Source organism: Pseudomonas putida, from assembly GCF_005080685.1.
In the GTDB taxonomy this organism is placed as follows: domain Bacteria; phylum Pseudomonadota; class Gammaproteobacteria; order Pseudomonadales; family Pseudomonadaceae; genus Aquipseudomonas; species Aquipseudomonas putida_V.
This window is the reverse complement of the sequence record NZ_CP039371.1, coordinates 3,381,447-3,406,434: the sequence shown is the minus strand read 5'-3', so window position 1 is coordinate 3,406,434 and position 24,988 is coordinate 3,381,447. Positions and strand designations below refer to the sequence as shown.

At 64.1% G+C, this 24,988-nt stretch carries 17 protein-coding genes and 1 pseudogene; 5 read left to right on the top strand and 13 right to left on the bottom strand.

What is annotated here, in order from left to right; genetic code table 11:
• Positions 1–8: 8 nt before the first annotated feature.
• Complete coding sequence (locus E6B08_RS15520) at positions 9–1,595, bottom strand: EAL domain-containing protein (protein ID WP_136914851.1); 1,587 nt, start codon at positions 1,593–1,595, stop codon at positions 9–11.
• 302 nt (positions 1,596–1,897) lie between these two features.
• Here E6B08_RS15520 and hppD point away from each other — a divergent pair, with 302 nt between their 5' ends.
• Entirely contained in the window at positions 1,898–2,974 is a 1,077-nt protein-coding gene (gene hppD, locus E6B08_RS15515; RefSeq protein WP_136914850.1) for a 4-hydroxyphenylpyruvate dioxygenase, read from the top strand.
• Between the two features lie 6 nt (positions 2,975–2,980).
• On the opposite strand, the gene E6B08_RS15510 is transcribed toward hppD, so the two are convergent.
• Positions 2,981–3,577 carry a hypothetical protein gene (locus E6B08_RS15510; RefSeq protein WP_136914849.1) on the bottom strand — a complete coding sequence of 199 codons (597 nt, stop codon included), beginning with the start codon at positions 3,575–3,577 and terminating at the stop codon, positions 2,981–2,983.
• A gap of 133 nt (positions 3,578–3,710) precedes the next feature.
• Positions 3,711–4,397 (bottom strand): type 1 glutamine amidotransferase domain-containing protein, encoded by a 687-nt coding sequence (locus tag E6B08_RS15505; RefSeq protein ID WP_136914848.1) that lies wholly within the window; start codon positions 4,395–4,397, stop codon positions 3,711–3,713.
• Between the two features lie 187 nt (positions 4,398–4,584).
• Between E6B08_RS15505 and E6B08_RS15500 the strand changes: the two genes are divergently transcribed.
• Positions 4,585–6,651: an ATP-binding protein gene (locus E6B08_RS15500; protein WP_416194351.1), complete on the top strand. Its 2,067-nt coding sequence runs from the start codon at positions 4,585–4,587 to the stop codon at positions 6,649–6,651.
• Between the two features lie 3 nt (positions 6,652–6,654).
• On the opposite strand, the gene E6B08_RS15495 is transcribed toward E6B08_RS15500, so the two are convergent.
• The 7 genes from E6B08_RS15495 to E6B08_RS15465 all read right to left on the bottom strand — a co-directional run bounded on the left by E6B08_RS15495 (position 6,655) and on the right by E6B08_RS15465 (position 17,873).
• Positions 6,655–8,253 carry a response regulator gene (locus tag E6B08_RS15495; protein ID WP_136914847.1) on the bottom strand — a complete coding sequence of 533 codons (1,599 nt, stop codon included), beginning with the start codon at positions 8,251–8,253 and terminating at the stop codon, positions 6,655–6,657.
• A gap of 80 nt (positions 8,254–8,333) precedes the next feature.
• Positions 8,334–9,389, bottom strand: a complete 1,056-nt coding sequence (locus tag E6B08_RS15490) for a tetratricopeptide repeat protein (protein WP_136914846.1) — start codon at positions 9,387–9,389, stop codon at positions 8,334–8,336.
• 240 nt (positions 9,390–9,629) lie between these two features.
• Complete coding sequence (locus E6B08_RS15485; RefSeq protein WP_136914845.1) at positions 9,630–11,045, bottom strand: efflux transporter outer membrane subunit; 1,416 nt, start codon at positions 11,043–11,045, stop codon at positions 9,630–9,632.
• Positions 11,042–14,221, bottom strand: coding sequence for an efflux RND transporter permease subunit (locus E6B08_RS15480; RefSeq protein ID WP_136914844.1), 3,180 nt, complete (start codon positions 14,219–14,221; stop codon positions 11,042–11,044). The genes E6B08_RS15485 and E6B08_RS15480 overlap by 4 nt, the downstream gene beginning before the upstream one ends.
• 12 nt (positions 14,222–14,233) lie before the next feature.
• Positions 14,234–15,475 carry a multidrug efflux RND transporter periplasmic adaptor subunit MexE gene (gene mexE / locus E6B08_RS15475; RefSeq protein ID WP_136914843.1) on the bottom strand — a complete coding sequence of 414 codons (1,242 nt, stop codon included), beginning with the start codon at positions 15,473–15,475 and terminating at the stop codon, positions 14,234–14,236.
• 200 nt (positions 15,476–15,675) lie between these two features.
• A complete protein-coding gene (locus E6B08_RS15470; protein ID WP_136914842.1) occupies positions 15,676–17,268 on the bottom strand; it encodes a rhodanese-related sulfurtransferase in 1,593 nt (530 codons plus the stop codon).
• Complete coding sequence (locus E6B08_RS15465; protein WP_136914841.1) at positions 17,265–17,873, bottom strand: cysteine dioxygenase; 609 nt, start codon at positions 17,871–17,873, stop codon at positions 17,265–17,267. Before E6B08_RS15465 ends, E6B08_RS15470 begins: the two co-directional genes overlap by 4 nt.
• 257 nt (positions 17,874–18,130) lie before the next feature.
• Between E6B08_RS15465 and E6B08_RS15460 the strand changes: the two genes are divergently transcribed.
• The 3 genes from E6B08_RS15460 to E6B08_RS15450 all read left to right on the top strand — a co-directional run bounded on the left by E6B08_RS15460 (position 18,131) and on the right by E6B08_RS15450 (position 21,619).
• Positions 18,131–19,201 (top strand): LLM class flavin-dependent oxidoreductase, encoded by a 1,071-nt coding sequence (locus tag E6B08_RS15460; RefSeq protein ID WP_136914840.1) that lies wholly within the window; start codon positions 18,131–18,133, stop codon positions 19,199–19,201.
• A 95-nt stretch (positions 19,202–19,296) separates the two neighbouring features.
• On the top strand, positions 19,297–20,259 hold the full coding sequence (locus E6B08_RS15455) for an ABC transporter substrate-binding protein (protein WP_136914839.1): 963 nt from the start codon (positions 19,297–19,299) through the stop codon (positions 20,257–20,259).
• A 16-nt stretch (positions 20,260–20,275) separates the two neighbouring features.
• Complete coding sequence (locus tag E6B08_RS15450; RefSeq protein ID WP_136914838.1) at positions 20,276–21,619, top strand: LLM class flavin-dependent oxidoreductase; 1,344 nt, start codon at positions 20,276–20,278, stop codon at positions 21,617–21,619.
• Between the two features lie 49 nt (positions 21,620–21,668).
• Here E6B08_RS15450 and E6B08_RS15445 read toward each other — a convergent pair whose 3' ends face one another.
• The 3 genes and pseudogenes from E6B08_RS15445 to E6B08_RS15435 all read right to left on the bottom strand — a co-directional run bounded on the left by E6B08_RS15445 (position 21,669) and on the right by E6B08_RS15435 (position 24,973).
• A complete protein-coding gene (locus E6B08_RS15445) occupies positions 21,669–22,808 on the bottom strand; it encodes an acyl-CoA dehydrogenase family protein (protein ID WP_136914837.1) in 1,140 nt (379 codons plus the stop codon).
• Positions 22,809–22,938: 130 nt separating this feature from the next.
• Positions 22,939–23,844, bottom strand: coding sequence for a LysR family transcriptional regulator (locus E6B08_RS15440; protein WP_136914836.1), 906 nt, complete (start codon positions 23,842–23,844; stop codon positions 22,939–22,941).
• 83 nt (positions 23,845–23,927) lie between these two features.
• Positions 23,928–24,973: pseudogene (locus E6B08_RS15435) on the bottom strand (LacI family DNA-binding transcriptional regulator).
• Between the last annotated feature and the right edge of the window lie 15 nt (positions 24,974–24,988).

Below are 24,988 nucleotides of genomic sequence, written 5' to 3'. Positions count from 1 at the left end.
CGAGTGAATCAGCCGCGCATGATCTCAGGGGGCGCGCCGTGCGGCAACTGCACGGCGTCGGGGCGGGCGGCCAGGGCCTGGAGAAACGCCTGTGCCGGCATCGGCCGGGCGAACAGGTAGCCCTGCTGGAAGTGCACGCCATGCCCTGCCAGGTAGTCGCGCTGCTGCTCTGTCTCGACGCCTTCGGCGACGATCTGCAGGCCAAGCTTGGCGGACAGTTCGATGACGCTGTCGAGGATATGCACCGACAGCGCATCACCGCCGATCATGGCGACGAAGCTCTGGTCGATTTTCACGTAGTCGACCTTGAACTGGCGTAGGTAGTTGAGGCTCGACTGGCCGGTGCCAAAATCATCGAGGGCGATCATCACACCCATGCCGTGGAGTTTCTCGAACAGTTCCAGGGTCACCGGAGTGGGCTCGATCAACTTGCGCTCGGTGAGCTCCAGGGTCAGCACCACGCGGCCAGGCGGGAAGTGCTGGAGGAAGGTCTGGCAGTCGTCGATCAGGCTCAGGTCGCGGCAGTGGTCGGCGGTGACGTTGACCGACACGCGAAAGCCCTCGTCCAGTAGCGAAGCGTAGGGCGCCAGCTGCTGGGCAGCGTGCAGCATCAGCGCGCGAGTCATGGCGACGATCTGCCCGCTGTGCTCGGCATACGGGATGAACAGGTCAGGGCGTACCAGACCCTCACGCGGGTGGTTCCAGCGCATCAACACCTCGGCGCCGGCCCAGCGATAGTCACCGGCACGCACCACAGGCTGGAAGTAAGGCAGGAATTCATCCGCTTCCAGGGCCCGGCGCAACTCCATGCTGGGTGACGAGGCGCGGCGGATCTGCCAGCGGCAGATGGCGCCCGCCAGCGCACCGAGCACCGCCAGCAGGCTGAGCAATGCCGGGTAATGGCTGCGCAGCAACCGTCCCTCGGTGCCTGCGGCGTAGCCACCGTGAACGCTGAACGGGTAACGGGTCGAGCCCTGTATCGTCGGCGCGGTGGCTGCAGGCTTCGGAGTGCCCTGGCGAACCACGCCATCCACGCCCATCCAGTGCTCGCCCACTTGCAGTTGCATCACCTGTTGGCCACCGATCAGGCGCAGGGCGGTCAGCAGGTGCTCGCCATCCACCGTGGCGATGGCGCCACGGTCACCCTCACTGGCGCGATAGACCAGCAGCGGGTGCTTGGGCGTGATCGAGTTGCCATCCATCAACCAGAGCTTGCCGTCGGTGTAGTCACCTGCATCGACATGCTCTTCGAAGTCGCCAAACAATGAACTGCAGTACAGGTTGTCATGGTCGAAGAGATTGGTTGAGCGAACGAAGGCGTTACCGGTTACCTGGCGGCGCAAGGCCAGTTTGGTCTCGTCACAGGCTTGGCCGGCCAACGGCAGCAAGCCATGGGCCACCTCTGCCAAGCTGTCCAGGATACGATCGACATGTTCGACAACCTGATGCGCGGTGGCCAGGCTGTTGTCCTGCAACTCGCGCTCCACCTGCCAGCGCATGACGGCCAGGCCACACACCACCGGCAGTACCGCCACGCCCCAGGGAAGCAGGGCGCGCCAGCTCCAGCGGGCGGGACGTTTAACCGAAAGGGGCATGCTGGCCTAGCCTTGTGGAAAGGGACCACGGCAAGGATAGCCGCTTGTCGCCAGGTGGGACGAACTAAAGCGCGACAAAGGTAATTACGCGATGTAGAATCGATTTACGAATACAACAATAAGGCCCGCCTTGTCGCGGCCATCAACCCGCCGAGAATGCACACGTATGGCCTACCACGGGTTCAAACTCATCATTGGTGACTTCCTCGCCCGCAGTGTTCGAGGTATTCCCTGCTCGCCGCCAGTTTCGTTCTATTTCCCCAGCATTTAACGACTATTTGGCTGTAGATGAGGACACGAACATGGCAGATCTCTTTGATAACCCAATGGGCCTGATGGGCTTTGAATTCATCGAACTGGCGTCGCCAACGCCCGGCGTGCTGGAACCTGTGTTCCAGATGCTCGGTTTCACCAAGGTGGCAACCCACCGCTCCAAGGATGTGCACCTGTATCGCCAGGGCGGCATCAACCTGATCCTCAACAACGAACCGCGCAGTGTCGCTTCCTATTTTGCCGCCGAGCACGGCCCGTCGGTTTGTGGCATGGCGTTTCGCGTGCGTAATTCCCATGAGGCCTATGCCCGAGCCCTGGAATTGGGCGCGCAGCCGGTGGAAATCGAAACCGGCCCGATGGAGCTGCGGCTGCCCGCGATCAAGGGTATCGGTGGCGCACCGCTTTACCTGATCGACCGCCATGAAGAAGGCAGCTCGATCTACGATATCGACTTCAACTTCATCGAAGGCGTGGAGCGCAACCCGGTTGGCGCGGGGTTGAAGATCATCGACCACCTGACCCACAACGTCTATCGCGGGCGCATGGCCTACTGGGCGGGGTTCTACGAGAAACTGTTCAACTTCCGCGAGATCCGCTACTTCGACATCAAGGGCGAGTACACCGGCCTGACCTCGCGCGCCATGACCGCACCCGACGGCATGATCCGCATCCCGCTGAACGAGGAGTCGTCCAAGGGCGCTGGGCAGATCGAGGAGTTCCTCATGCAGTTCAATGGCGAGGGCATCCAGCACGTGGCATTCCTCACCGATGACCTGCTAAAGACCTGGGATGCGCTCAAGGGCTTCGGCATGCGTTTCATGACCGCGCCGCCACAGACCTACTACGAGATGCTCGAAGAGCGTCTGCCAGGCCATGGTGAGCCGGTAGACCAGTTACAGGCCCGCGGCATTCTGCTCGATGGCGCCGCCGAAGCCGGCGACAAGCGCCTGCTGTTGCAGATTTTCTCGGAAACCCTGCTTGGGCCGGTGTTCTTCGAGTTCATTCAGCGCAAGGGTGACGATGGCTTCGGCGAGGGCAACTTCAAGGCGCTGTTCGAGTCGATCGAGCGTGATCAGGTGCGTCGCGGTGTGCTGAGCGCAGACTGAGCCGCATCAGGCACTGCTCTGGGCCGCCCGTAAACGGCGCGGCCTGGCCATGCCCAGATATCCGGTGGCGCCGGTCAGGATGCTGACCAGCGCCAGTGAGGGCAGTACCTGCAACATCGAATGGCGTGCCTGGCGCCCGGTATGGCCAGGATGGTAGCTCCCTTGCACGGTGTAGCCGTATTTGTCGGAGTGGGCGCGCTGAAGGAATTCCCCTTCTTGTAAGGCCTTGTGGTCGTCTCGACTGGCGGAATACCCCCAGATTGCCGTGCCGGCGAGCTCTACTCGGAGCGTCAACTCGCTGTGGTTGCGTGTGAGAGCTTGCATGGCCTGGTCGCGTGCCAGCTCGACTGTCACGCTGGCCAGGGTCTCGTCGCCCGGTTCGCCGGAGAGTGCTGGCGCCTCCAGCGTGGCGATCTGCATCTGGTCGAGCAAGCGGTCGACCGCGAGCAAGGTGTGCTCCACCGCAGTGCGCGCGTTCGTTTCCAATTGCCTGTCCAGCTGCATGGACATCACCATCAATCCGAACATAAGTGGCAGCAGGCCTATGGCGACGATCGACGTCAGCGTCAGCATGCCACGGTGCGCCTGCAGGTTGGTCGCCATCGGCTTTGCCCTCGCATCCAATGAGTGCCCGACACGGGTCCTCAAAAGAACATGAGCCTACGGTTGCACCCAGGTGGCGACTGTAATCCGTTTGGCGCACGCACTTTGGATTAGGAGCGGGCATGCGTAGGATTTATTTCACTGCTAACGCCTTAAGCACAGCCTCGGCAACCCCGGCGCTGGATGCCGGGTTCTGCCCGGTGATCAGGCGGCCATCGCTGACCACGAAGGATGCCCACGGATCCTCGTGCTTTTCGTAGCGGCCACCGCGGGCCACCAACTCGTTTTCGGTGAGAAACGGTACCACCTTGTCCAGCTCGGCCAGTTTCTCCTCGGTATTGGAGAACCCGGTGATCTGCCGGTCGCGAAGCAGCAGGCTGTTATCGCTTAGCTTGATGTTCAGCAGACCGGCCACGCCGTGGCAAACGGCGGCGACGACGCCCTGGTTCTCGTAGATGCGCCGGGCGAGGGCCTGCAGGGCCGGATTATCGGGAAAGTCGTAGAGCACGCCATGGCCACCGGTGTAGTAGATGGCGCGGTACTCCTCGGCCTTGACCTGGCCGGGGCTGGAGGTTGCACCCAGGCGGTTCATGAAAGTCTTGTCGTCATACCATTGCCAGTCCAATTCAGGTGCCATCTGCAGGCTGTGCGGATCGATCGGCACGTAGCCACCGCTGGGGCTGACGTAATCGACGCTGTAGCCGGCCTTCTGCACTGTGTCGACGAAATGCACCGCCTCACCCAGCCATAGCCCCGTGGCACGGTTCAACAGGGGGTATTTAGCGGTGTTGGTCAGCACGACCAGAATCTTCTTGCTCATGATCAGGTTCCCGTCGGATGCGGTGAAGGGGTTGTCGTTGCAAGGTTTTGGGCAGGCCTGAACAGCATAGCCCTGCTTTGGCCGGCTGCCATTGGTGCGCGTCGAAGGGCATGCATCGCTTGCAGACCAGGGCCGTTGGCCGTGATGATGCGGGTGCTATCCATTGGAATTGCACAAGGATCAGGGTTTGGTTGCCACAACTCCTCCACGTAGGGCCGAACCGCCAGCTGTGCTGCTGGCGCCTACCACCAGCCACGGCGAGGCCCCGGGCAAGCGCCTGGCTGCTTTCGATTGGGCGCGCACCTCACTGGGGCCGTTGGCCCGCTGGCCAGCGACACTGCGCATTGCCGTCGACATGATGCTGTCCTCGGCGTTTCCCAGCGCGGTGGTATGGGGGGGCGAGATGATCGTGCTCTGTAACGATGCCTACCTGGTCCTGCGCGGCGATGTGCCCGACGCCTTGGGCCAGCGCTTCGACGACGTGTGGCACGGCGCTTGGGAAGAAGTGGGACCGTGGGTCTTCAAGGTGCTCGAAGGGCACTCCAGCTTCATCGAGGATCAGCCGGTGTCCATCCCTCGGGGCGAATCCGGGAGCAAGGCCTGGTTCGCCTTCAGCTACTCGCCGATCCGCGATGAGGAGGGCGAGGTGGCGGGGTTCCTGCACACCGTGATCGACACCACCGCCAGCGTCGACGCGCATCAGGCCTGGCGCGACCAGACGCAGAGCTTCGAGGCGCAGATCGCCCGCTACATGGCCGACCGCGAGCATATCTGGCAACTGTCGCGCGATGCGATGCTGATAGTCACCCGCGAGCTCAAGTTCCTCGCCGCCAACCCGGCGCTGTACCACATCCTTGGCTGGAGCGAGGAACAGGTGATGGATATGCCGATTCTCGAAATGGTACACCCGGCCGATCGCACCGAAGTCCAGGTGGCGGTGATCGACGTGGTGCACGGCAAACTCGACGAGCCGGTGGAAACCCGCCTTCGCCACCAGGATGGGCATTACCGGCGGTTCCGCTGGACCGCCCGGTTCGACGGTAATACGTTCACCGCCGTCGGTCGTGACATCACCGCCGATCGGGAGGAGGCGATCCGCCAGGCCGAAGCCCTGATGCGCGATAGCCATCGCCTGGAGGCGGTTGGCCAGATGGCCGGTGGCATGGCCCATGAGCTGAACAACCTGTTGTCGGGCATCGGCGGCAGCTTGGAGTTGCTCCAGCGGCGCCTGGCCCAAGGGCGGCTGGAGGGGTTGGAAACCTACACCGATCTGGCCCAGGATTCGGTGCAACGGGCCATGAGCCTGACCCACCGGCTACTGGCGTTTTCCCGTAGACAGCCGCTCGCCCCACGGCCGCTCGACATCAACCGCCACCTGGCCGACCTCGACCCGCTGCTGCGCCAGACGCTAGGCGCCGAGATGCGCCTGCATTGGCAGCTCGATGTGCTGCCTTGGCCGGTGTGCCTGGATATTGGCCAGTTGGACAACGCCATCATCAATTTGTGTGTCAATGCCCGGGAAGCCTGCCTGGAGCGCGGTAGCGTGACCATTCGTAGCGTCAACGAGCGGTTGGTCAGCGCATTTCCCGAGGCGGGCGGCTTGCCGCCGGGCGATTACGTGGCCCTGCACGTCGAGGACACCGGCCACGGCCTGGCCGCCGATGAAGTCTCCCGGGTGTTCGAGCCGTTCTATACCAGCAAACCGGTGGGCCGCGGCGCCGGCCTGGGCCTGCCGATGGTCTACGGCTTCGTTCGCCAGTCCGGTGGCTATGTCTGGATGGAATCGTCTCCTGGGCAGGGCACACGGGTTTCCATGCTGTTCCCGCGCAGCCTGGAGCCGGTGCCGGCAGAACCCACCCCGCCACCAGCGGTCGACAGGCCGGTCGAGGGCCAGCGCCTGCTGCTGGTGGATGACGAAGGCAATTTGCGCACGTTGATGCATGAATACCTGGCTGAGCGCGGCTTCGAGGTGTTCGACGCGGTGGACGCCAACAGCGCGCTGGAATCGTTCCAGCAGGATGGCCCCTTTGACCTGGTGATCACCGATATCGGCCTGCCGGGCGGCTTCAGCGGGCGGCAGTTGGCCAAGACCCTGCGCATGATCACGCCGGAGCAGAAGATACTGTTCATCACCGGCTTCACCGACGCGCCGATCGAGCAGCGCCTGCTGGATGCGCCAGGCACGGCGCTGATGCTCAAGCCATTTTCGCTTCAAAGCCTGGCCAGTCAGGCGGTAAGCATGCTCGGCAGCTGAGGTTCAGCCAGCACCGAGCATGTGCGCGACCTGCTCCTGCAATTGCTTGAGCTCGAACGGCTTGCAGATCAACTGCATGCCCGGCGCCAGGAACGCTTCGCGGGCCATGGCGGTTTCCGCATAGCCGGTAATGAACAGCACCGGCAAATGCGGACGCACGGTGCGGGCGATTTCGGCCAGTTGCCGGCCGTTCATGCCGGGCAGGCCGACATCGCTCAACAGCAGGTCGACCGCTTGGGACGAGCGCAGCACTTGCAACGCCGCGCTGGCATCGCAGCGGCTCTGGCAGACGAAACCCGCTTCGTTGAGCGTCTGGCAAAGCAGTTGGCGGACATGCGCGTCGTCTTCCACCAGCAGTACATGCCGACCCTTGACCTGCCGTGGCCCAGCCGACCGGGGGGGCGGCGAGGCCGCTTCACCGAGGTGTCGGGGCAGGTAAAGATCGACCTGGGTGCCATGGCCGATGCGGCTATGCAGCGCTACATGGCCTTGGGATTGTCGGCTGAAGCCATAGACCATCGATAACCCCAGACCGATGCCCTGGCCGACCGGCTTGGTGCTGAAAAACGGTTCGAAGGCATGCTCCAGGGTGACCTGCGACATCCCCTGGCCATCATCGATGATGCTCAGGCAGAGATAGTCGCCCTGCGGCAAACCGGTGTCGTCCCAGCGCTGCAGTGCGATCTGCCGATTGTCCGCCTCGATGCGCAACACGCCGCCGTTGGGCATGGCTTCACAGGCGTTTTGCAGCAGGTTGTCGAGCGCCTCGCGCAACTGGCTTTCGTCAGCTGTCACCGGCCAGAGGTCGTCGGTCAGTTGCAGGGTCAACTGCACATGCTGGCTCAATTGTGCTTGTAGGCGTTGCACATCGAGTAAAGGGCGCAGATCGACGCGTTGCTTGGCCAGCGACTGCCGCGAGGAAAACGCCAACAGACGGTGGGTGAGGCGGGCCGCGCGACCGACAGCCTCCTGGCCCCTATGCAGCACGCTATCCAAGCCCTCGGCACGGCCTTGCCGCAGGCGCCGGTCGATCAGCTCGAAACTGCCGCCAATGCTGGTCAACAAGTTGTTGAAGTCGTGGGCAACGCCTGCGGCCAACTGGCCGATGGCGTCCATCTTCTGGGTCTGGCGAAGTGCCCGTTCGGTCGCATTCGGTTCGCTACCGGCGGTGTGCAGGCGTCGTTGTAGATCCTGCAGGGCATCGCGTGTCTGGTACTGACGGCGCCGGGAGCGCAGGGCGACGTCGATCAACGGCAACATCCTCGCGCCGTCGAACGGGGTGTCGAGCATGACCACGTTGCCCAGCCAGGGTTGCGGTGGCCCGAGCGCTGCCGGGTCATTCAACAGCAGTACAGGGAGATCCGACCAACTTGGCTGCTGTGCGATGAAGTCCTGCAGACCTGCGCAGGGCCCTCGATGCAGTGTACGTGTATCGATGATCGCCACGCCGGCACCTTCACCGAGCCGAGCCCCCATGGTGGCCGCATCGGGCGCGCACAAGCACTCGATGCCCACCGACGCCAGGATGGCCGACGTCTGCGTGGCCACCCCGGTGGGTGCCAGAATCAAGGCACGTTCGTCTGTCGATAACGAACTGGCCAAGGTGAAGCTCCTGTGGCTGGTATCCGATACCCACTGGACTGACCACCTCATGCAGGGGTTCAACCTATTTGAGGTTTTTCCTATAAACCTTGTTGAAGCACCGGATCATCCGGGTTCTGCTGCTCCAGCTCGGCCAGCAGCACCTGGACATTCTGCAGTTGGCCGGTTTCTTTCCAGTACTGAATCAGCAGTACACGCGCCCGCCGATTGGCGGGCTGGCGGCTGAGCAGGGTCTCCAGTTGCTTCTGCGCCGCGTCGACCTGCTCCAGGGCGTGCAGGGTGACCGCCAGCGTGTAGCGGTAGTCAGGGTTTTCCGGTTCCAGTTCAACGGCACGGGACAATGCCAGCAGCGCATATTCGGGTTGTTGATGACGATTGAGCCAGAGCCCCAGTTCGTATTGCAGGAACGCCGAGTCCGGGCGTAGAGCCAGAGCCTTGGCCAGGACCTGGCGGGACGCGTCGTGTTGGCCCTGGCGTTCGAGCAGGCGAACCTGGGTCGCCAATGCAGCGAGGTTTTCCGGAGCCATCTGCAGGCTGCGTTGCAGCGCCTGCGCGGCTTGCGTGTAGTCGTTCTCATGCAGGTACAGGCGCGCCAGGTGTACTTGCGCCTGTGCATCGTCAGGTTGCTGCTCCAACGCCTGCTGATACTGCTCCAGCGCACTTTGCAGCGGCCCGAAGTACAGGCCGATGGCATCTGGGTCGAGCCCGAGCAGGGCATCGACCGCAGCAAAGCGCACGGACTGGTCCTCGTCATCGAGCAACGGCCCCAGAACCAGGCTGCGTTGCGCGGCGGGCAGCAGCCGGCGGACGCTGGCGATGGCGGCCCGGCGGACCAACGGATCATCGTTTTCCAGGTCATGACGCGCCAGTTTCAAGGCTTGTGGCGAGGGATAGTTGGGCAGTTCGGCGTACAGTGCGGCGCGGCGGATGGCGGTGAGGTCCTCGCGCTGCAACTGTTGGTACAGCACTCGGGCCGCGCCCGGCAGGCCATCGTGGGCTTGGCGCAGGGCTTTGGCATAGCTGTGCGGCGGCAGGCTGGGGGCCACCGCTTGCGGAGTTCGGCGCACGTAGACGATCGCGGCCAATACCAGGATCAGCAGCAGCAGGGCGATCAGGTAGCGCTGGCGTCTGGGCATCGGGCGGTCCGTGGCGGGGGAAGGGCAGAGCTTGGGGCAGAATGCTTTGGCCTGCAAGTTGCGTGGTCGGATCGTTACTGCAAAAACGGTTCTAAAATGGATCGTGCCCAATCCAATGCCAAGCCAGCTCCCCGACAATCCATGAAGAACCCAAAAAAAAGCCCCGCAGAGCAGTACCAATGAGGCAAAGCCGTGCGGGGCAAACGGTTGGGGGAGGAGCCAACCAAAGGAGTCGTTGAATCAGTGCGCGCTGGCCACCGTCTCAGGCTGCCGGCCACCGCCCAAGGCCTTGTAGATGGCGACGATCCCGCGATACAACTCGACCTCGCCCTGGGCCTGGGCATCTTCGGCGCCCAGGCGTTCGCGCTCGGCATCGAGCAGTACCAGGTAGTCGACCGTGCCTTCGCGGTAGCGCACCGAAGCGAGTTCCGCCGCCTTGCGGCTGGCATCGCTCTGACGCATCAGCGAAAGCAGCCGCTGCTGGGTCTTGCCGTAGTCGCTGAAGGCATTGGCCGACTCTTCCAGCGCCAGCAGCACCTGCTGCTCGTAGTTGGCCAGGGCGCCGTCGGCATCGGCCTTGGCGCCGCGCAGGCGGGCCCGCACGCTGCCCAGGTCGAAGGCCGCCCAGGTGATGCTTGGGCCCAGCGACCAGGCGTTGGCCGCCGACGAGCCAATCTGCGAGCCGCGCGCGGCAGTGAAACCAAGGAAGCCGCTGAGGCTGACCCGTGGGAACAGGTCGGCGGTCGCCACGCCAACGTTGGCGGTGGCAGCGGCCAACTGGCGTTCGGCGCTGCGGATGTCCGGGCGGCGGCGCAACAGTTCGCCGGGATCGCCCACCGGCAAGGCCTTGGCGATGGCCGGCAGGGCCTTGGGCGACAGGTCCACGCTCAGGGCGTCCGGGCGTTGGCCGAGCAGGGTGGCGATGCGGTTGCGGGCGCGCACCTGCTCGGCCTGCAATTGCGGTACGGTGGCCTCGACACCCGCCAGGCGAGCATCGGCGCGGACCACGTCGAGTTCGTTGCCGACCCCCGCATCGCGCAGGGTCACAGTGATGTTGCGCGATTCCTGCTGGGTCTTGAGGTTGGCTACGGCAATCTGTTCACGCAATTGCGCGCCACGCAGTTGCCCATAGGCATCGACCAGCTCGGCGATCAGGCTGACCTGCAACTGTTGCAGATCGGCCTGGGCGGCCGCTTCCTGGGCTTCGCTGGCTTCGATCTGGCGCTGGATACGGCCAAACAGGTCGAGTTCCCAGGCCATGTCCAGGCCCAGGTCGTAGCGCTCGCTGTTGACCCGTTGCTCGGTCTGCCCCGGCACCTGGCCCTTGCCCACTTCGCTGCTGGCGCGGCTGGTGACCACCGGGAAGGTGTCGTTCTCGGCGTCCTCGCGGATCGCCCGCGCCGACTTGAGCCGGGCGAATGCCACGCGCAGGTCGCGGTTGCCGTCCAGCGATGCCTGCACCAACTGGTTCAGCACCGGGTCGTCGAACTGCTTCCACCAGATGCTCTCGAAACGGCTGCGGTCGAAGGCCTTGGCCTGGGCATCGCTGCCCAGGCTGGCCGGCTCGGTGGCCGGCGCCTGGTAGTCCGGGCCCACCGCACAGGCCGCCAGGGCCAGGGCCAGCAGGCTCGGGGTCAGGGGTTTGAGCAGGTTCATGCGTGGCTCTCCAGCGATGGCGCGGACGCGGCCTTGCGGGCCTGGCGACGCTCCACGAAACGGCGGATCAGGAAGAAGAACACGGGGGTCAGGAACAGGCCGAACACGGTCACGCCGATCATCCCCGAGAACACCGCCACACCCATGGCGTGGCGCATTTCCGAGCCGGCACCGGAGGAGAACACCAGCGGTACCACGCCCATGATGAAGGCGATCGAGGTCATCAGGATCGGCCGCAAACGCAGGCGGCAGGCTTCCAGTACCGCAGCCAGTGGGTCGAGGCCCTTGGCTTGCTCGTCCTTGGCGAACTCGACGATCAGGATCGCGTTCTTGCACGCCAGGCCCACCAGGACGATCAGGCCGATCTGGGTGAAGATGTTGTTGTCGCCACCGGAGACGATGACACCGGTGATGGCCGACAGCAGGGTCATCGGCACGATCAGGATCACCGCCAATGGCAGGCTCCAGCTCTCGTACTGGGCAGCCAGCACCAGGAAGGCCAGCAGTACGCACAGCGGGAACACCAGCAGGGCGGTATTGCCCGAGAGGATCTGCTGGTAGGTCAGGTCAGTCCACTCGAACGTCATGCCGTTGGGCAGTTCCTGTTTCAGCAGCTTCTCGATCGCAGCCTCGGCTTGGCCGGAGCTGTAGCCAGGGGCGGCCGCACCGTTGATTTCAGCGGTGATGAAGCCGTTGTAGTGCATCACGCGGTCCGGCCCCGAGGTGTCGCTGACCTTGAGGAAGGTCGCCAGCGGGATCATCTCGCCAAGGTTGTTGCGCACCTTCAACTGGCCGATCTGCTCGGCGTCGAGACGGAACTGCTGCTCGGCCTGGACGTTGACCTGGTAGGTACGGCCAAAGCGGTTGAAGTCGTTGGTGTACAGCGAACCCAGGTAGACCTGCAGGGTGTCGAAGATGTCGGTGATCGCCACGCCGTGGGTCTTGGCCTTCTCCCGGTCAATGGCCGCATCGACCTGCGGAACGTTGACCTGGTAGCTGGTGAACAGACCTGCCAGTTCCGGCACGTTGTGGCTCTTGGCGATGATGTTCTGGGTCTCTTTGTACAGCGCTTCGTAGCCCAGGTTGCCACGGTCCTCGATCTGCAGGCGGAAACCGCCGATGGTGCCAAGGCCTTGTACGGGCGGCGGCGGGAAGATCGCGATGTAGGCGTCCTGGATGTCAGCAAATTGGGCGTTCAGTGCTGCGGCGATGGCCGCTGCCGACTGGCTCGGATCCTTGCGCTCGTCGAACGGCTTGAGCGGGGTGAACACGATGCCGCTGTTGGGGCTGTTGGTGAAACCGTTGATGGACAGGCCCGGGAAGGCGACCGAATCGGCGACACCCGGTTGCTTGAGGGCGATCTCGCTCATGCGCTTGATCACCGCCTCGGTGCGGTCGAGGCTCGCGGCGTCCGGCAACTGGGCGAAGGCCACCAGGTATTGCTTGTCCTGGGCTGGCACGAACCCGGTCGGGGTGGACGAGAAGCCCAGGTAGGTCAGGCCCATCAGCCCGGCATAGACGAACAGGGCGATGCCACTGGAGCGGATGACGCGGCGCACGCCGCCGACGTAGCGGTTCGAAGCGCGATCGAAGAAGCGGTTGAACGGCGCGAACAGCCAGCTACCCAGCAGTTTTTCCAGGAGCCGCGAGAAGCGATCCTTCGGCGCATGGTGTTCCTTGAGGAGCACGGCGGCCAACGCAGGCGACAGTGTCAGCGAGTTGAAAGCCGAGATTACCGTGGAAATCGCGATGGTCAGGGCGAACTGCTTGTAGAACTGCCCGGTGAGGCCGGAAATGAACGCCGCAGGCACGAATACCGCGCACAGCACCAGGGCGGTGGCGATGATCGGCCCGGTGACCTCGCCCATGGCCTTTTGCGTGGCTTCGAGCGGTTTCAGGCCCAGGCCGATATTACGCTCGACGTTCTCCACCACGACGATGGCGTCATCCACCACGATACCGATGGCCAGCACCAGTCCGAACAACGACAAGGCATTGAGCGAGAAGCCGAACAGGTGCATCACCGCGAAGGTACCGATCAGCGATACCGGTACGGCCATCAGCGGGATGATCGAGGCGCGCCAGGTCTGCAGGAACAGGATCACCACCAGCACCACCAGCACCAGTGCCTCGAACAGCGTGTGCACCACGGCTTCGATCGAGCCACGGACGAAGATGGTCGGGTCATAGACGATGCTGTAGTCCATCCCTTCGGGGAAGTCCTTTTTCAGCTCGGCCATTTTCGCCCGCACTTCATCGGAGATCTCGATGGCGTTGGAGCCAGGGCGCTGGAAGATCGGGATGGCCACTGCCGGCTGGTTGTTCAGCAGCGAGCGCAGGGCGTATTGGCTGGAGCCCAGCTCGACCCGGGCGATGTCCTTCAGGCGAGTGATCTCGCCGTCGGCACCGGCACGGATGATGATGTTCTCGAACTCTTCCTCGTTGACCAGGCGGCCCTGGGTATTGATCGAGAGTTGGAAGCTGGTCGAGCCAGGCGCGGGCGGTGCGCCCAGCTGGCCGGCGGCGACCTGGCGGTTCTGTTCGCGAATGGCCGCGACCACATCGCTTGCGGTCAGGTTGCGCGAGGCGGTCTTGTTCGGGTCGAGCCACACGCGCAGCGAGTAGTCGCCCATGCCGAACAACTGCACGTCGCCGACGCCGCCCAGGCGTGCCAGCTCGTCCTTGATGTTGAGGATGGCGTAGTTGGAGAGGTAGAGCATGTCATAGCGGTTATCCGGCGAGGTCAGGTGCACGACCATGGTCAGGTCGGGCGAGGCCTTGTCGACGGTGATGCCGATACGCGTCACTTCCTCGGGCAACTTGGGCTGGGTGCGGGTCACGCGGTTCTGGACCTGCACCTGGGCGTTGTCCAGGTCGGTGCCCAGGGCGAAGGTGATGGTCAGCGTCAGCTTGCCATCGGCGGTGGACTGCGAGGACATGTAGAGCATGTTCTCGACACCGGTGATGGCCTGCTCAAGCGGCGCGGCGACGGTTTCGCCGATGACCTTGGGGTTGGCGCCAGGGAAGTTGGCGCGCACCACGACAGTCGGCGGGACCACTTCGGGGTATTCGCTGATCGGCAATTTGAACAGGGCGATGGAGCCCGCGATCAACAGGATCAGCGACAGCACCGCGGCGAAGATCGGCCGGGTTATGAAGAATTTCGAGAAGTTCATCGGAGTGATCCCTTAACCGCGTGGCGCCTGGGCGCTGGCGACATTCACAGTGGTGCGGTTGGCCGCAGGCGCCGGGTTGCTGGCTTCCAACGCCTGGCGTTGGCGGGCGAGGGCGGCGAGGGTGGCGTCACTGGCCATCGGCGTTTCTTCCGGCGTTACAGCCGAGCCAGGGCGCACCCGTTGCAAGCCACGTACGACGATACGGTCGTCCTTGGCCAGACCGCTGCGCACGATGCGCAGGCCTTCGAGCTTGGGCCCCAGTTCCACGGAGCGGTAGGCGGCGGTGTTGTCCTTGTCCATGACCAGCACGAACTTCTTGCCAAGGTCGGTGCCCACGGCTTCGTCGTTGATCAGCACGGCGTCGTACTGGGCGCTGCCGACCAGCTTCAGGCGTGCATACAGGCCGGGGGTGAACTGGCCGTCGCGGTTGTCGAACACGGCGCGGCCACGGATGGTGCCGGTGCGCGGGTTGACCTGGTTGTCGACGAAGTTCATCTGGCCCAGGTGCGGGTTGCCGGCTTCGTTGGTCAGGCCCAGGTACACCGGGGTGGTCTGGCCGCGCTGGCCGTCACGGGCGAGTTGGGTGTATTTCAGGTAGACGCGTTCGTCGGCATCGAAGTAGGCGTAGACCTTGTCGGTGGAAACCACGCTGGTCAGCGGCGTGACGTCGGCGCTGACGATGTTGCCGGCAGTGTACTCGGCACGGCTGACGCGGCCACTGATCGGCGCGGTGACGCGGGTGAAGCTCAGGTTCAGGCGGGCCAGGTCCAGTTGCGCCTGGATCGCATCGACGCCGGCGCGGGCTTCGGCGGCGGCGCTGCTGCGCGATTCGGCGAGTTCCGCGGAGATGGCGTTGCTGTCGCGAAGACGCTCGCCGCGACGGGCTTCATTGGCGCTACGAATCGCAGTGGCCTTGGCCTGTTGCAACTGGGCTTCGAGGCGACGCACCTCGGCCTGGAACGGGCGTGGGTCGATCTGGAACAGCAGGTCGCCCTTGTTGACCTGGGCACCTTCGGTGAAGGCGACACGGTCGATCTGGCCCGATACCCGTGGGCGCACTTCGACGGTTTCAGGGGCTTCGAGACGGCCGGTGAATTCGTCCCATTCGTTGATCGGTTGTTCGATGACCTTGGCCACGGTCACCTTGGGCGCGGCGGGAGCCTGCACGGCGTCGGGGGTGCGGCCGCAAGCGCTGATCACCACCACGGCCAGGGCGGCGAGTGGCAAGCGCAAGGGTTTGAGTGAGTGGTCCATGGAGAACTCCGCCAATGTATTAGTAGTGGGCGGAGTTTGAGTGCCTTACGCGTGACGCACGAATCGAATGGAGCGAAGGTTATTATCACGCGCAATGATATGTCGGGATGGATTATCGATGCGGGGCATGGCGCAACACAGGAATGCGCATAAACAAAGCGCCGCAGGGGCGGCGCTCGGTCTGCACTACAGTCCGACTCTCAAGACTGGGTCAACACCTCGAACCCATGGGTGCCATCGCGCTGCAACTGGGCGATCAACCCGAATTCCCAATCCAGGTAACCCTGCATCGCTTCCCGTGGATTGTCAGTGCCTTCATAAGGACGACGATAACGGTCGGTACGGGCCGAGGCCAAGTGCGTTTCGCCACGCTCCAACGGTTTGTCCGCGGCGATCCAGCGCGCCGTACCGCCCGCCAGTACCTGCACCGGCAACTGCGTCAGCGCTTGCAGGTCGGCGGCGGCAAAGCGTGCCAGCAAGCTGCTGCCACAGGTCAGCACATAACGCTGGGCTACAGGCAGGCGTTCGAGCACTTCGGGCAACTGCGCGCGGATCGCCCAATGGGCGCCTGGGATATGCCGGTTGACATAGTTGGCGCTGGTGGTGAAATCCAGTAGCACGGTGCCTGGCTCGGCCAGCAAGTCCTCGAGCTGCTGGACGTCGATCTCATCGATGACCGGCTGCGCAGGCAGCGGCACCTGCCAATCGCCGGTCTCGCTGAACTGTTCGACCGAAAGCCCATCGAGCACCGCCACCTGCCAACCCATCTGCGCCAGCCACGAGGCACTCATGTTGGCGCGCACGCCATCGTCGTCCACCAGCACGATACGGGCTCCGCGGACGCTGGCGACATGGTCGGTTTCCTGCACCAACTGCCCGCCGGGCACCGAGCGGCTGCCAGGCAGGTGGCCCTTGGCATACTCCTCGGGTGTGCGCACATCGAACAGGTAGGTAGTACGGCCAGGCTCGGCCTGCCACTTGGCCAGGCCCTCGTGACCCAGGCGCAGCACGCCGGCCTGGTCGGCGACCTTGCGTGCCCGCTCGGCGGCACGGGCGCGGGTGGCGTCAGCGACCTGCGTGAACGTGCGTTGCTGGCCGTGGGCCAGTTTTTGGCCGGCCAGGGTCCAGCCGATGGTGCCATTGCGCAACGCCGCGACCGGGTTGGGGATGCCTGCGTTGACCAGCGACTGGGTGCCGATGATGCTGCGGGTGCGACCGGCGCAGTTGACGATGACCTGGGTCGCCGGGTTGGGTGCCAGCTCGGCGACGCGCAGCACCAGTTCGGCGCCGGGTACGCTGACGCCGCCAGGGATGCTCATGGTCTGGTACTCATCGAAGCGGCGGGCGTCCAATACCACCACGTCGGCCTTGGCATCGAGCAGCGCCTGGACCTCTTCGGCGGCCAGCGATGGCGTATGGCGCACGCTCTCCACCAATTCGCCGAATGCCTTGCTCGGTACGTTGACGTCGCGGAACAGCTCGCCCCCGGCATCGCGCCAACCGGCCAGGCCGCCCTCGAGCAACGCCACATCGCTGTAGCCCAGTGCGAGCAAGCGATCGGCCGCAAGGGCGGCGAGGCCTTCGCCATCGTCGTAGAGGGTGATGGCGGTATCGCGGCGGGGGACGCGGGCGTACACCTCGATTTCCAGCTTCGACAAAGGGATGTTGGCAGCGAACAGAGGGTGCTCCTGGGCGAACGGGTCCTCCTCGCGCACGTCGATCAGGGCGACTTCTTCATGGGCCAGCAGAGCGCGGCGGATGTCTTGGAAACTGCGGGTGGTGAAAGTGCTCATGGGGCAGGGTTCTCTTTCGACAGGTCCCAGATGTTGGGCAATTGGGTATTGGAATAACCGGAAATGAACGGTTTCTCGCTGCCGTCCGCCAGGTATACGGCCCGGCTTACTGCACCGATGTTGGCGCCATAGACATGGATGCTGATCGATACACGGTCAGTGAAGGCATTGCTGACCTGGTGGATGTCGCCAATGCGCGGCGACACCGCCTCCACATGGCCTGGGTCGATCCGAACCGGGGCGCCATCGGGCTCCAGCGTGCCTTGCGCCGTGCGAGTGAAACCTTGCGAATACTCGGCGCCGCGCAGCATGCCGATCAGTCCCCAGACGCGATGGTCATGGATCGGGGTCTGTTGCCCAGGCCCCCAGACGAAGCTGACCACGGAAAAACGCTGACGCGAGTCGCAGTGCAGCAAGTACTGCTGGTAGCGGGTCGGATCGGGTTGGGCGAGTGCATCGGGTAGCCAGTCGTCATGGCTGACCAGGCTGCGCAGCAGGCCCTGGCCCTGATCGAGAAGGGTCGCTTCGTCGGGGTCGCGTTCAAGCAGCTCGGACAGGGCGCCAATGAAATCGCGCAGGCGGTCATTGCGTTGGGGGTGGCTCATGGTCATGGCTCGGCTAACGGTTTGCAGTAACCCTAGCAAAGCCATTGAATATTCTCAAAATTCAAATTGATCATAAGCTAATATGCAAATATTGCATTTACAGGATGTCGATTATGTTCTGAAATCTGTGCAGGGCAAAGGCATTAGGTTATGCCCAAAACGCATTTCACAGCGCCTTTTCGAAGCTATAGCTTATAAGCCTGACTGCATCTAGATTCAAAATGCATAACCATCCACCCAGAAACCAAGGTCTCCCCATGAGCGTTCAATTCATCGGCATGATCGGCCACCGGCTGTCTTCGGAAATACGTGCACCGCAAGGGCCAATCTTCGACAAGGGCTATATCACCCGCTTCGCCCAGGCCCATGAGCAGGCCGGCTTCGATCGTATCCTGGTGGGCTACTGGTCCGATCAACCCGACGGCTTCCTGGTGACAGCGCTGGCCGGGCAGGCCACTTCGCGTATTCATTTCCTGCTGGCGCACCGTCCAGGTTTCGTCGCGCCGACCCTGGCCGCGCGCAAGCTGGCCACCCTCGAACACTTGCTCGACGGCCGCCTGGCCGTGCATGTGATCAGCGGTGGTAACGACACCGAGCAGCGCAAGGATGGCGACTACCTGGATCACGACCAGCGCTACGCCCGTACCGACGAATTCCTCGAGGTGGTGCGCAAGGTCTGGACCAGCGACACACCGTTCGACCACGCGGGCGAGCACTATCACGCCCAGGGCGCGTTCTCGGCGATCAAGCCGCTGCAGCAGCCGCACCTGCCGGTGTTCTTCGGTGGCTCGTCGCAAGCGGCACTGGAGGTGGCCGGCAAGCATGCCGATGTCTTCGCGCTGTGGGGCGAGTCGCTGGAGCAAACCGCCGAGACCATTGCCGCCGTGCGCGCCGAGGCCGCCCGCCATGGCCGCGAAGTGCAGTTCAGCGTATCGTTCCGGCCGATCATCGCCGCCACCGAAGAGGCCGCCTGGGCCAAGGCCGAGACCATTCTCGGCCAGGCACGCGAGCGTATCGAACGCTCAGGGCCGGTGATCGCCAACAAACCCCAGAGCGTCGGTGCCCAGCGCCTGCTTGAAACGGTGGCCAGAGGCGAGCGCGTCGACGAGCGGCTGTGGACCGGCATCGCCGCGCTGGTGGGGGGAGGCCACAACTCCACCGCCCTGGTAGGCACCCCGGAGCAAGTGGCTGACGCCTTGCTGGCCTACTACGACCTCGGTGTGACGAATTTCCTGATCCGCGGCTTCGACCCCCTGGAAGACGCCATCGACTACGGCCGCGAACTGATTCCGTTGACCCGCGCCAAGGTGGCTGCGCGCAACGCCTGAAACCATTCATTCACCCCCCCCCTTTAGTACCCAACTAGCGACGAGACCGCGCGCGCGGATCGGCTGCCGTGCCCACAGGGCACCAGGAGACGAACGTGCGATACCTCAAGCAATTGGCCGCCGGTGTGCTGGCCACCTCACTGAGCCTGGCTGCCGCCGCGCAAACCCTGGTCGTCGGCGACCAGAGCTACAACGCCCGCGCCGTCATGGAAGCGGCCGGTGTGCTCGATGACCTGCCCTATACTCTCGAATGGAAACAGTTCACCGCCGGCTCCCCCGTGGCCGAGGCGCTCAATGTCGGCAGCCTGGATCTCGGTTTGCTTGGTGATGCGCCGCCGCTGTTCCTTGGCGCGTTGGGCGCACCGATCAAGGTGATCGCAGTCAGTCGGCAGAACCTTGAAGGCGTGGCGATCCTTGCCGGCAAGGATTCCAACATCCACAGCCTGGCCGACCTGCGGGGCAAGCGCGCGGCAATCTGGAAGGGTTCGTGGAGCCAGCAACTGTTGTTCACCGCCCTGGACAAGGCGGGCGTGCCCCGTGACTCGCTGGATCTGCGCTACCTCAGCGCGCTGGATGCCTCCCATGCGCTGGACGGTGGTTCGGTGGACGTGATCGCCACCTGGGAGCCCTACGTTACCCAGCAAAAACGCAACGGCGCCCGTGTGCTGGCGACCGCCGAAGGCTTGATCCCGGCGCAGAGTTTCGTGGTCGCCAACGCCAAGGCCGTCGAGGCCAAGCGTGCGCAGATCAGCGACTTCCTCCAGCGCCTGAAAAAAGCCCGCGACTGGACCCTGAGCGACCCGGCAAACACCGAGGCCTATGCCGATGCCTGGGCCAAGCGCACCCGTGCCGATGGCGCCATTGCTCGCACCTGGTTTGCCACTGCCCGCACCGACCTTGCGCCCCTGAACCCGCAGGTGGTCGTCGATGCCCAGAAAACCGTGGACTTCTTTGCCGGCCTCGGCCTGATCAAGTCGTATCCGGCCGCCAGCCTGTTCGACACCTCGTTCTCCGCAGCCCTGCAGCAGCCGGCCACGGCTCAGGCCCACAGCGAATAAGCGCAGGGAGCTTTCCATGAGCAAGCGACAGATCAAACTTGGCGCCCTGACCATGGGCTGTGGTGGCCCGGGCCGGCATAACCTGTGGCTGGACCCGGAACTGCCGGCAGATGCCAGCGTGAACATCGACTGGTACATCGACATCGCCCGCCAGGCCGAGGCTGCCTTGTTCGACCTGATATTCATCGTCGACAGCCAGTTCATCACCCCAGGGTCGCCCTCGCACTACCTCAATCGCCTGGAGCCGCTGACACTGCTGTCGGCACTGGCCGTCAGCACCCGGCAGATCGGTTTGGTGGGGACCCTGACCACGTCCTATAACGAACCCTACAACGTCGCACGCCGGTTGGCGTCTCTGGACCTGATCAGCAAGGGCCGGGCCGGTTGGAACGTGGTCACCAGTGGCGATGCCGGCACGGCAGGCAACTATGGCCGCGACGAGCACTACGACTACGACACGCGCTACGCCCGTGCGCAGGAGCACGTACAGGTCGTGCAGGGGCTATGGCACTCGTATGAAGAAGGGGCTTTCCCACGCAACCGCGAAACCGGTCGGTTTCTCGACCCTGCAAAGCTGCATGCGCTGAACCACAAGGGCGAGCACTTCGCGGTCGTCGGGCCGCTGAACATCCAGCGCTCGCCCCAGGGCCAACCGGTGATCTTCCAGGCTGGCGACTCCGAACAGGGCAGGGCGCTGGGCGCCGCAACCGCCGATGTGGTGTTCACCCACGCCGCGAGCATCGAGCAGGGGCAGGCGTTCTATCGGGATGTGAAAGGCCGTGCCGAACGCCTGGGGCGCGATCCGGAGCAGTTGTTGATCTTGCCTGGCGCAGAAATCTACGTCGGCGATACCGACGAGCACGCTCGGGAAATCGAGCGCCACTACCATGAGCAGGATCACAGCTTCGAGCTGGCGCTGAAGGAGTTCGGGCGCAATTTTGGTTGGCATGATTTCAGCCAGTACGACCTCGATGCGCCGTTCCCCCAACAGAGCCTGGAACACGCGCGCAGCAGCTTCTTCACCAATGCCAAGCGTATTGCCGACCAGGCGCGGGAAAAGGGTTTCACCCTGCGCCAGGCGGTGGAGTTCGGCCGCCAACTGCGCCCGGGGGCGTTCGTCGGTTCGGCGCAAACGGTAGCCGCGAAAATGGCCACCTGGTTCGAAGCGCGTGCCTTGGACGGTTTCAACATCTACATCGGCCACCCAGGGCAGTTCCGACGCTTCACCCAGGAAGTGGTGCCCCTGCTGCAGGAGCGTGGGGTGTACCGCAGTGCCTACGAAGGCACCACGTTGCGCGAAAGCCTCGGCCTGGAAATCCCGCGGTGGACGCACACTCCGAATGCGCCGCTGACCCTGTAGGAACGGGTTTACCCGCGAAGAGGCCGCTGCGTACCTCGACCTTTGGCGATCATGCGTTGGCGCCACCCAGCGCCGCGCGCCCAACCTGGCCCAGTACCACGTCGTCCTGAGGTGTATGGATCCGGCTGCAGAGCACGTCGCGATAATGCCGCTCCAACGGATTACGGCGGGACAGCCCGGGGTTGCCGGCGGCTTCGATGGCCAGCTCCACGGCCTCGATGGCGTTACGGCTGACCAGGTGCTTGATCTGCCCCGCATGTTGCGGCTCGATGCGCCCGGCGACCGCCGAGTCGAGCAGTGCCTGGTTGGCGAACAGCACGGTATCGATGCGTCCGACGATGTCCTGGAAGCGCGGCAAGCTGGCCAGCGGCGCGCCCAGGTTGGAAGGCACGCGCTCGTTGAGAAAATTCACCAACCAGTCGCGTGCTGCCTGGGCCACGCCGTCGTACAGGGCTGACAGCAGCACCGACATCCACAGTGCGGTGACGCCCTCCAGTTCCACGCGCGGTGCGCTGGCAGGGCTGACGCTGACCGCGTGATCCAGTGGTATCAGCACGTCGTCGAAGCGCACTTCGTGGCTGCAGGTGGCGCGCATGCCCAGGTGGTCCCAGTCCTCGATGATGCGGATGCCAGGGGTGTCCTTGTGCACCAGGTAGCCGCCTACCAGAGGATCCGGGTCGTCGCTGCGCGCCCACACCAGGTACCAGGTCAGACCGTGGCTGCCGGTGGAGTAGATCTTGCTCCCCGACAGGCGCCAGCCTTCGGCGCTGCGCCTGGCCACGGTGGCAGGTAGCCCGCCGCGCGAGGGCGAACCCAGGTCGGGCTCGACCCGAAACGCATTGATCAGCGCGCCGTCGACGACCGCATCGCGTGCCACCCGCTGGCGCAGGTGGACAGGCCAGCGTGCTTCGTCCTGCAGGCGAAAGTGCTGCAGGTATTGCATCGACAGGATCAATGCGGTGGCAGGGTCGCCCTTGCCCACGGCGGCGATCACCTGGCGTGCAGTGGCGAGGTCCGCACCGCCGCCGCCGCCCAGCGCCTGCGGTACGGTCAAGCCGAGCAGGCGATGCTGGTGGAGCAACTTGAAGTTGTCGTAGGGAAACTCACCGCTGCGGTCGTAGCGCTCGGCATTGGCCGCCAAGGCTTGGGTGAGTTCGGCGAGCGCGCCGGTGGAGAGCGGTAGACTCATGGGCATTCATCCCTGAACATGGATATTCCCTAAGACCGTATGCTTCTGGATGAATGCTGTAAAAGTCTTTTTGATTCTATGCTAATTATCAGTTTGTAGAATTTATTTGCATTGTCATTATGTAAAGATTTTATTTATTGGCAGCATCGACCTGCAGGCTCGCCCCGGCGATCTGGCCAAACAGCTCGACGGGTTCCTGCAGGTTGCCGAGATAGCGCGGGTGGAACAGCCACAGGTCCACCTGTGGTTTGAAATCGGTGATATTGAGCACCTCCAGGGCATCGCGATGGCGGCTGGCGAGCAGCAGTGGCTCCGGCACCAGTCCCAGCCCCTGGCCGTTGGCGACCAGCCCCAGTTGCAAGTCGGTGCCAAACGTCTCCAGATTGATCGTCAGGCTCAGGCCCTGTTCGCTCAAGGCCCGTTGCAACCCTGCACGAAAGCCGCAGCCATCGGGGTTGAGCACCCAGCCTCGGGTATAGCAATCACGCAGCTTGTAGCTGCGCTTGCCAGCGCTGCCTTTGGCCGCGACCACGCGCAGGGGCATGCGCGCGATGGACTGGCTGGCGATGCCTTCGGGGAAGATCTTGCCTGGGGGAAACAGCGCCGCTGCGGCATCCAGTTCGGCGTTTTCCATGCGGGCGATGAGGCTGCTACCCCAACCGCTGGTGACCTGGGTACGCAGTTGCGGGTAGACCTCGTGCAGGCGCGCCAGGGCATCGAGCAGCACCACGTCGCCCAAGGTTTGCGGCACGCCCAGGCGCAGGGTGCCCGACGGCGCGCCGTCGTTGGCCACCAGTTCGCGCAGCGAGTCGATTTCGCGCAGGATGGCCTTGCACTGCTCGTATACCCGCAGGCCCATGGGCGTGGGTTTGAGCGGTTTGGTGTTGCGGTCGAGGAGGGTGGCGCCAAGGTCTTCCTCGAAGTTTTGCACGCGACGCGTGATCGCCGGCTGCGTGAGCTGCAGGGCCTCGGCGGCAAGGTTGGTCGACTGGCAACGGATGACCGCCACGAAGGCGTCCATGTCATCGATTTTCATATTCGGCGCTCACATATTGGGGCTGTGGGACATACCTGACGAGCATAATCCTCCAGGGGCGGATTGTCACAGGGAGCATCTTCTCAAGCGCTCTCCCGCACCACCAATTCGCACTGCAGCAAGTTCAGGCGCGGCACCTCGTCATCCACGGCGATCGCACCCAGGTGCTGCAACACTCGCAGCGCCGCCACTTCACCGATTTCCCGCGAGGGCGGGCGCAGGGTCGTCAGGCTGGGCAGCAGCATGTCGGCGAACGGGTAGTCGCCAAAGCCCATGATCGCCATGTCTTGGGGTAGTCTCAGGCCGGCGCGCTGGCCGGCGAGCAGGGCGCCGGCAGCGAGGTTGTCGTTGGCGAAGAGGATCGCCTGGGGCCGAGGCTCGCGCAGCATCAGCGCTTCCATTGCCTGCTTGCCCGCCTCGAACGGCGCACGGTCAGCCGAGGGCGCGAATACGCAGGGCTCGAGCCCCGCTTCTCGCAGCACCTGGAGGTAACCGTCCCGTCGCTCCAGTGCGCTGAAGTCGCCTGGGGCGCTGTTTTGCACGAAGGCGATGCGGCGATGACCCTGATCCAGCAGGTAGCGGCACGCCTGCACACCGACCTGGTGATGCAGGAAGCCGACCTGCAGGGGCGCACGTTGCGGGCAGTAGTCCCAGATCTCCACCACGGGCACATCGGCTTCGGCCAGCATCTTCTCGGTGGCCGGGCTATGGAAGTGGCTGGTCACCACCAGCGCCGCCGGCGACCAGCCGAGAAACGCCCGCACCGCGCTTTCTTCCTGTGCCTCGCTGAAATAGCTGGAGGCCAACAGCAACTGGTAGCCGTGTCGGCTCAGGGTGTCGCTGAAGGCCTGGATGGTCTGGGCGAAGATCGGCCCGGAAATGTTCGGTATGACCATGCCGACAATGCGCCCGCGTGCCGAGGCGAGCCCCCGGCCACCAGGTTCGGCACGTAGCCCAGCGCCTGCACGGCGGCCTCGATGCGCTCGCGCAGCGGTGGCGAGACCTGCTCTGGCTGATTGAAGTAGCGCGACACGCTGATGGCCGAAACCTCGGCGGCCCGTGCTACCTCGGCGAGGGTCACACGGCCGGCGCCGCGACGTTTGCGGGTGGGTTCCTTGGCTTGGCTCACACGCTGGCTTCCTGG

Bases quoted from the DNA above. Each gene is read 5' to 3' on its own strand.
- mexE (WP_136914843.1), bottom strand. From the start codon at position 15,475: ATGGACCACTCACTCAAACCCTTGCGCTTGCCACTCGCCGCCCTGGCC.
- E6B08_RS15440 (WP_136914836.1), bottom strand. From the start codon at position 23,844: ATGAAAATCGATGACATGGACGCCTTCGTGGCGGTCATCCGTTGCCAG.
- E6B08_RS15450 (WP_136914838.1), top strand. From the start codon at position 20,276: ATGAGCAAGCGACAGATCAAACTTGGCGCCCTGACCATGGGCTGTGGT.
- E6B08_RS15510 (WP_136914849.1), bottom strand. From the start codon at position 3,577: ATGGCGACCAACCTGCAGGCGCACCGTGGCATGCTGACGCTGACGTCG.
- hppD (WP_136914850.1), top strand. From the start codon at position 1,898: ATGGCAGATCTCTTTGATAACCCAATGGGCCTGATGGGCTTTGAATTC.
- E6B08_RS15470 (WP_136914842.1), bottom strand. From the start codon at position 17,268: ATGAGCACTTTCACCACCCGCAGTTTCCAAGACATCCGCCGCGCTCTG.
- E6B08_RS15520 (WP_136914851.1), bottom strand. From the start codon at position 1,595: ATGCCCCTTTCGGTTAAACGTCCCGCCCGCTGGAGCTGGCGCGCCCTG.
- E6B08_RS15480 (WP_136914844.1), bottom strand. From the start codon at position 14,221: ATGAACTTCTCGAAATTCTTCATAACCCGGCCGATCTTCGCCGCGGTG.
- E6B08_RS15485 (WP_136914845.1), bottom strand. From the start codon at position 11,045: ATGAACCTGCTCAAACCCCTGACCCCGAGCCTGCTGGCCCTGGCCCTG.
- E6B08_RS15490 (WP_136914846.1), bottom strand. From the start codon at position 9,389: ATGCCCAGACGCCAGCGCTACCTGATCGCCCTGCTGCTGCTGATCCTG.
- E6B08_RS15465 (WP_136914841.1), bottom strand. From the start codon at position 17,873: ATGAGCCACCCCCAACGCAATGACCGCCTGCGCGATTTCATTGGCGCC.
- E6B08_RS15505 (WP_136914848.1), bottom strand. From the start codon at position 4,397: ATGAGCAAGAAGATTCTGGTCGTGCTGACCAACACCGCTAAATACCCC.
- E6B08_RS15445 (WP_136914837.1), bottom strand. From the start codon at position 22,808: ATGAGTCTACCGCTCTCCACCGGCGCGCTCGCCGAACTCACCCAAGCC.
- E6B08_RS15460 (WP_136914840.1), top strand. From the start codon at position 18,131: ATGAGCGTTCAATTCATCGGCATGATCGGCCACCGGCTGTCTTCGGAA.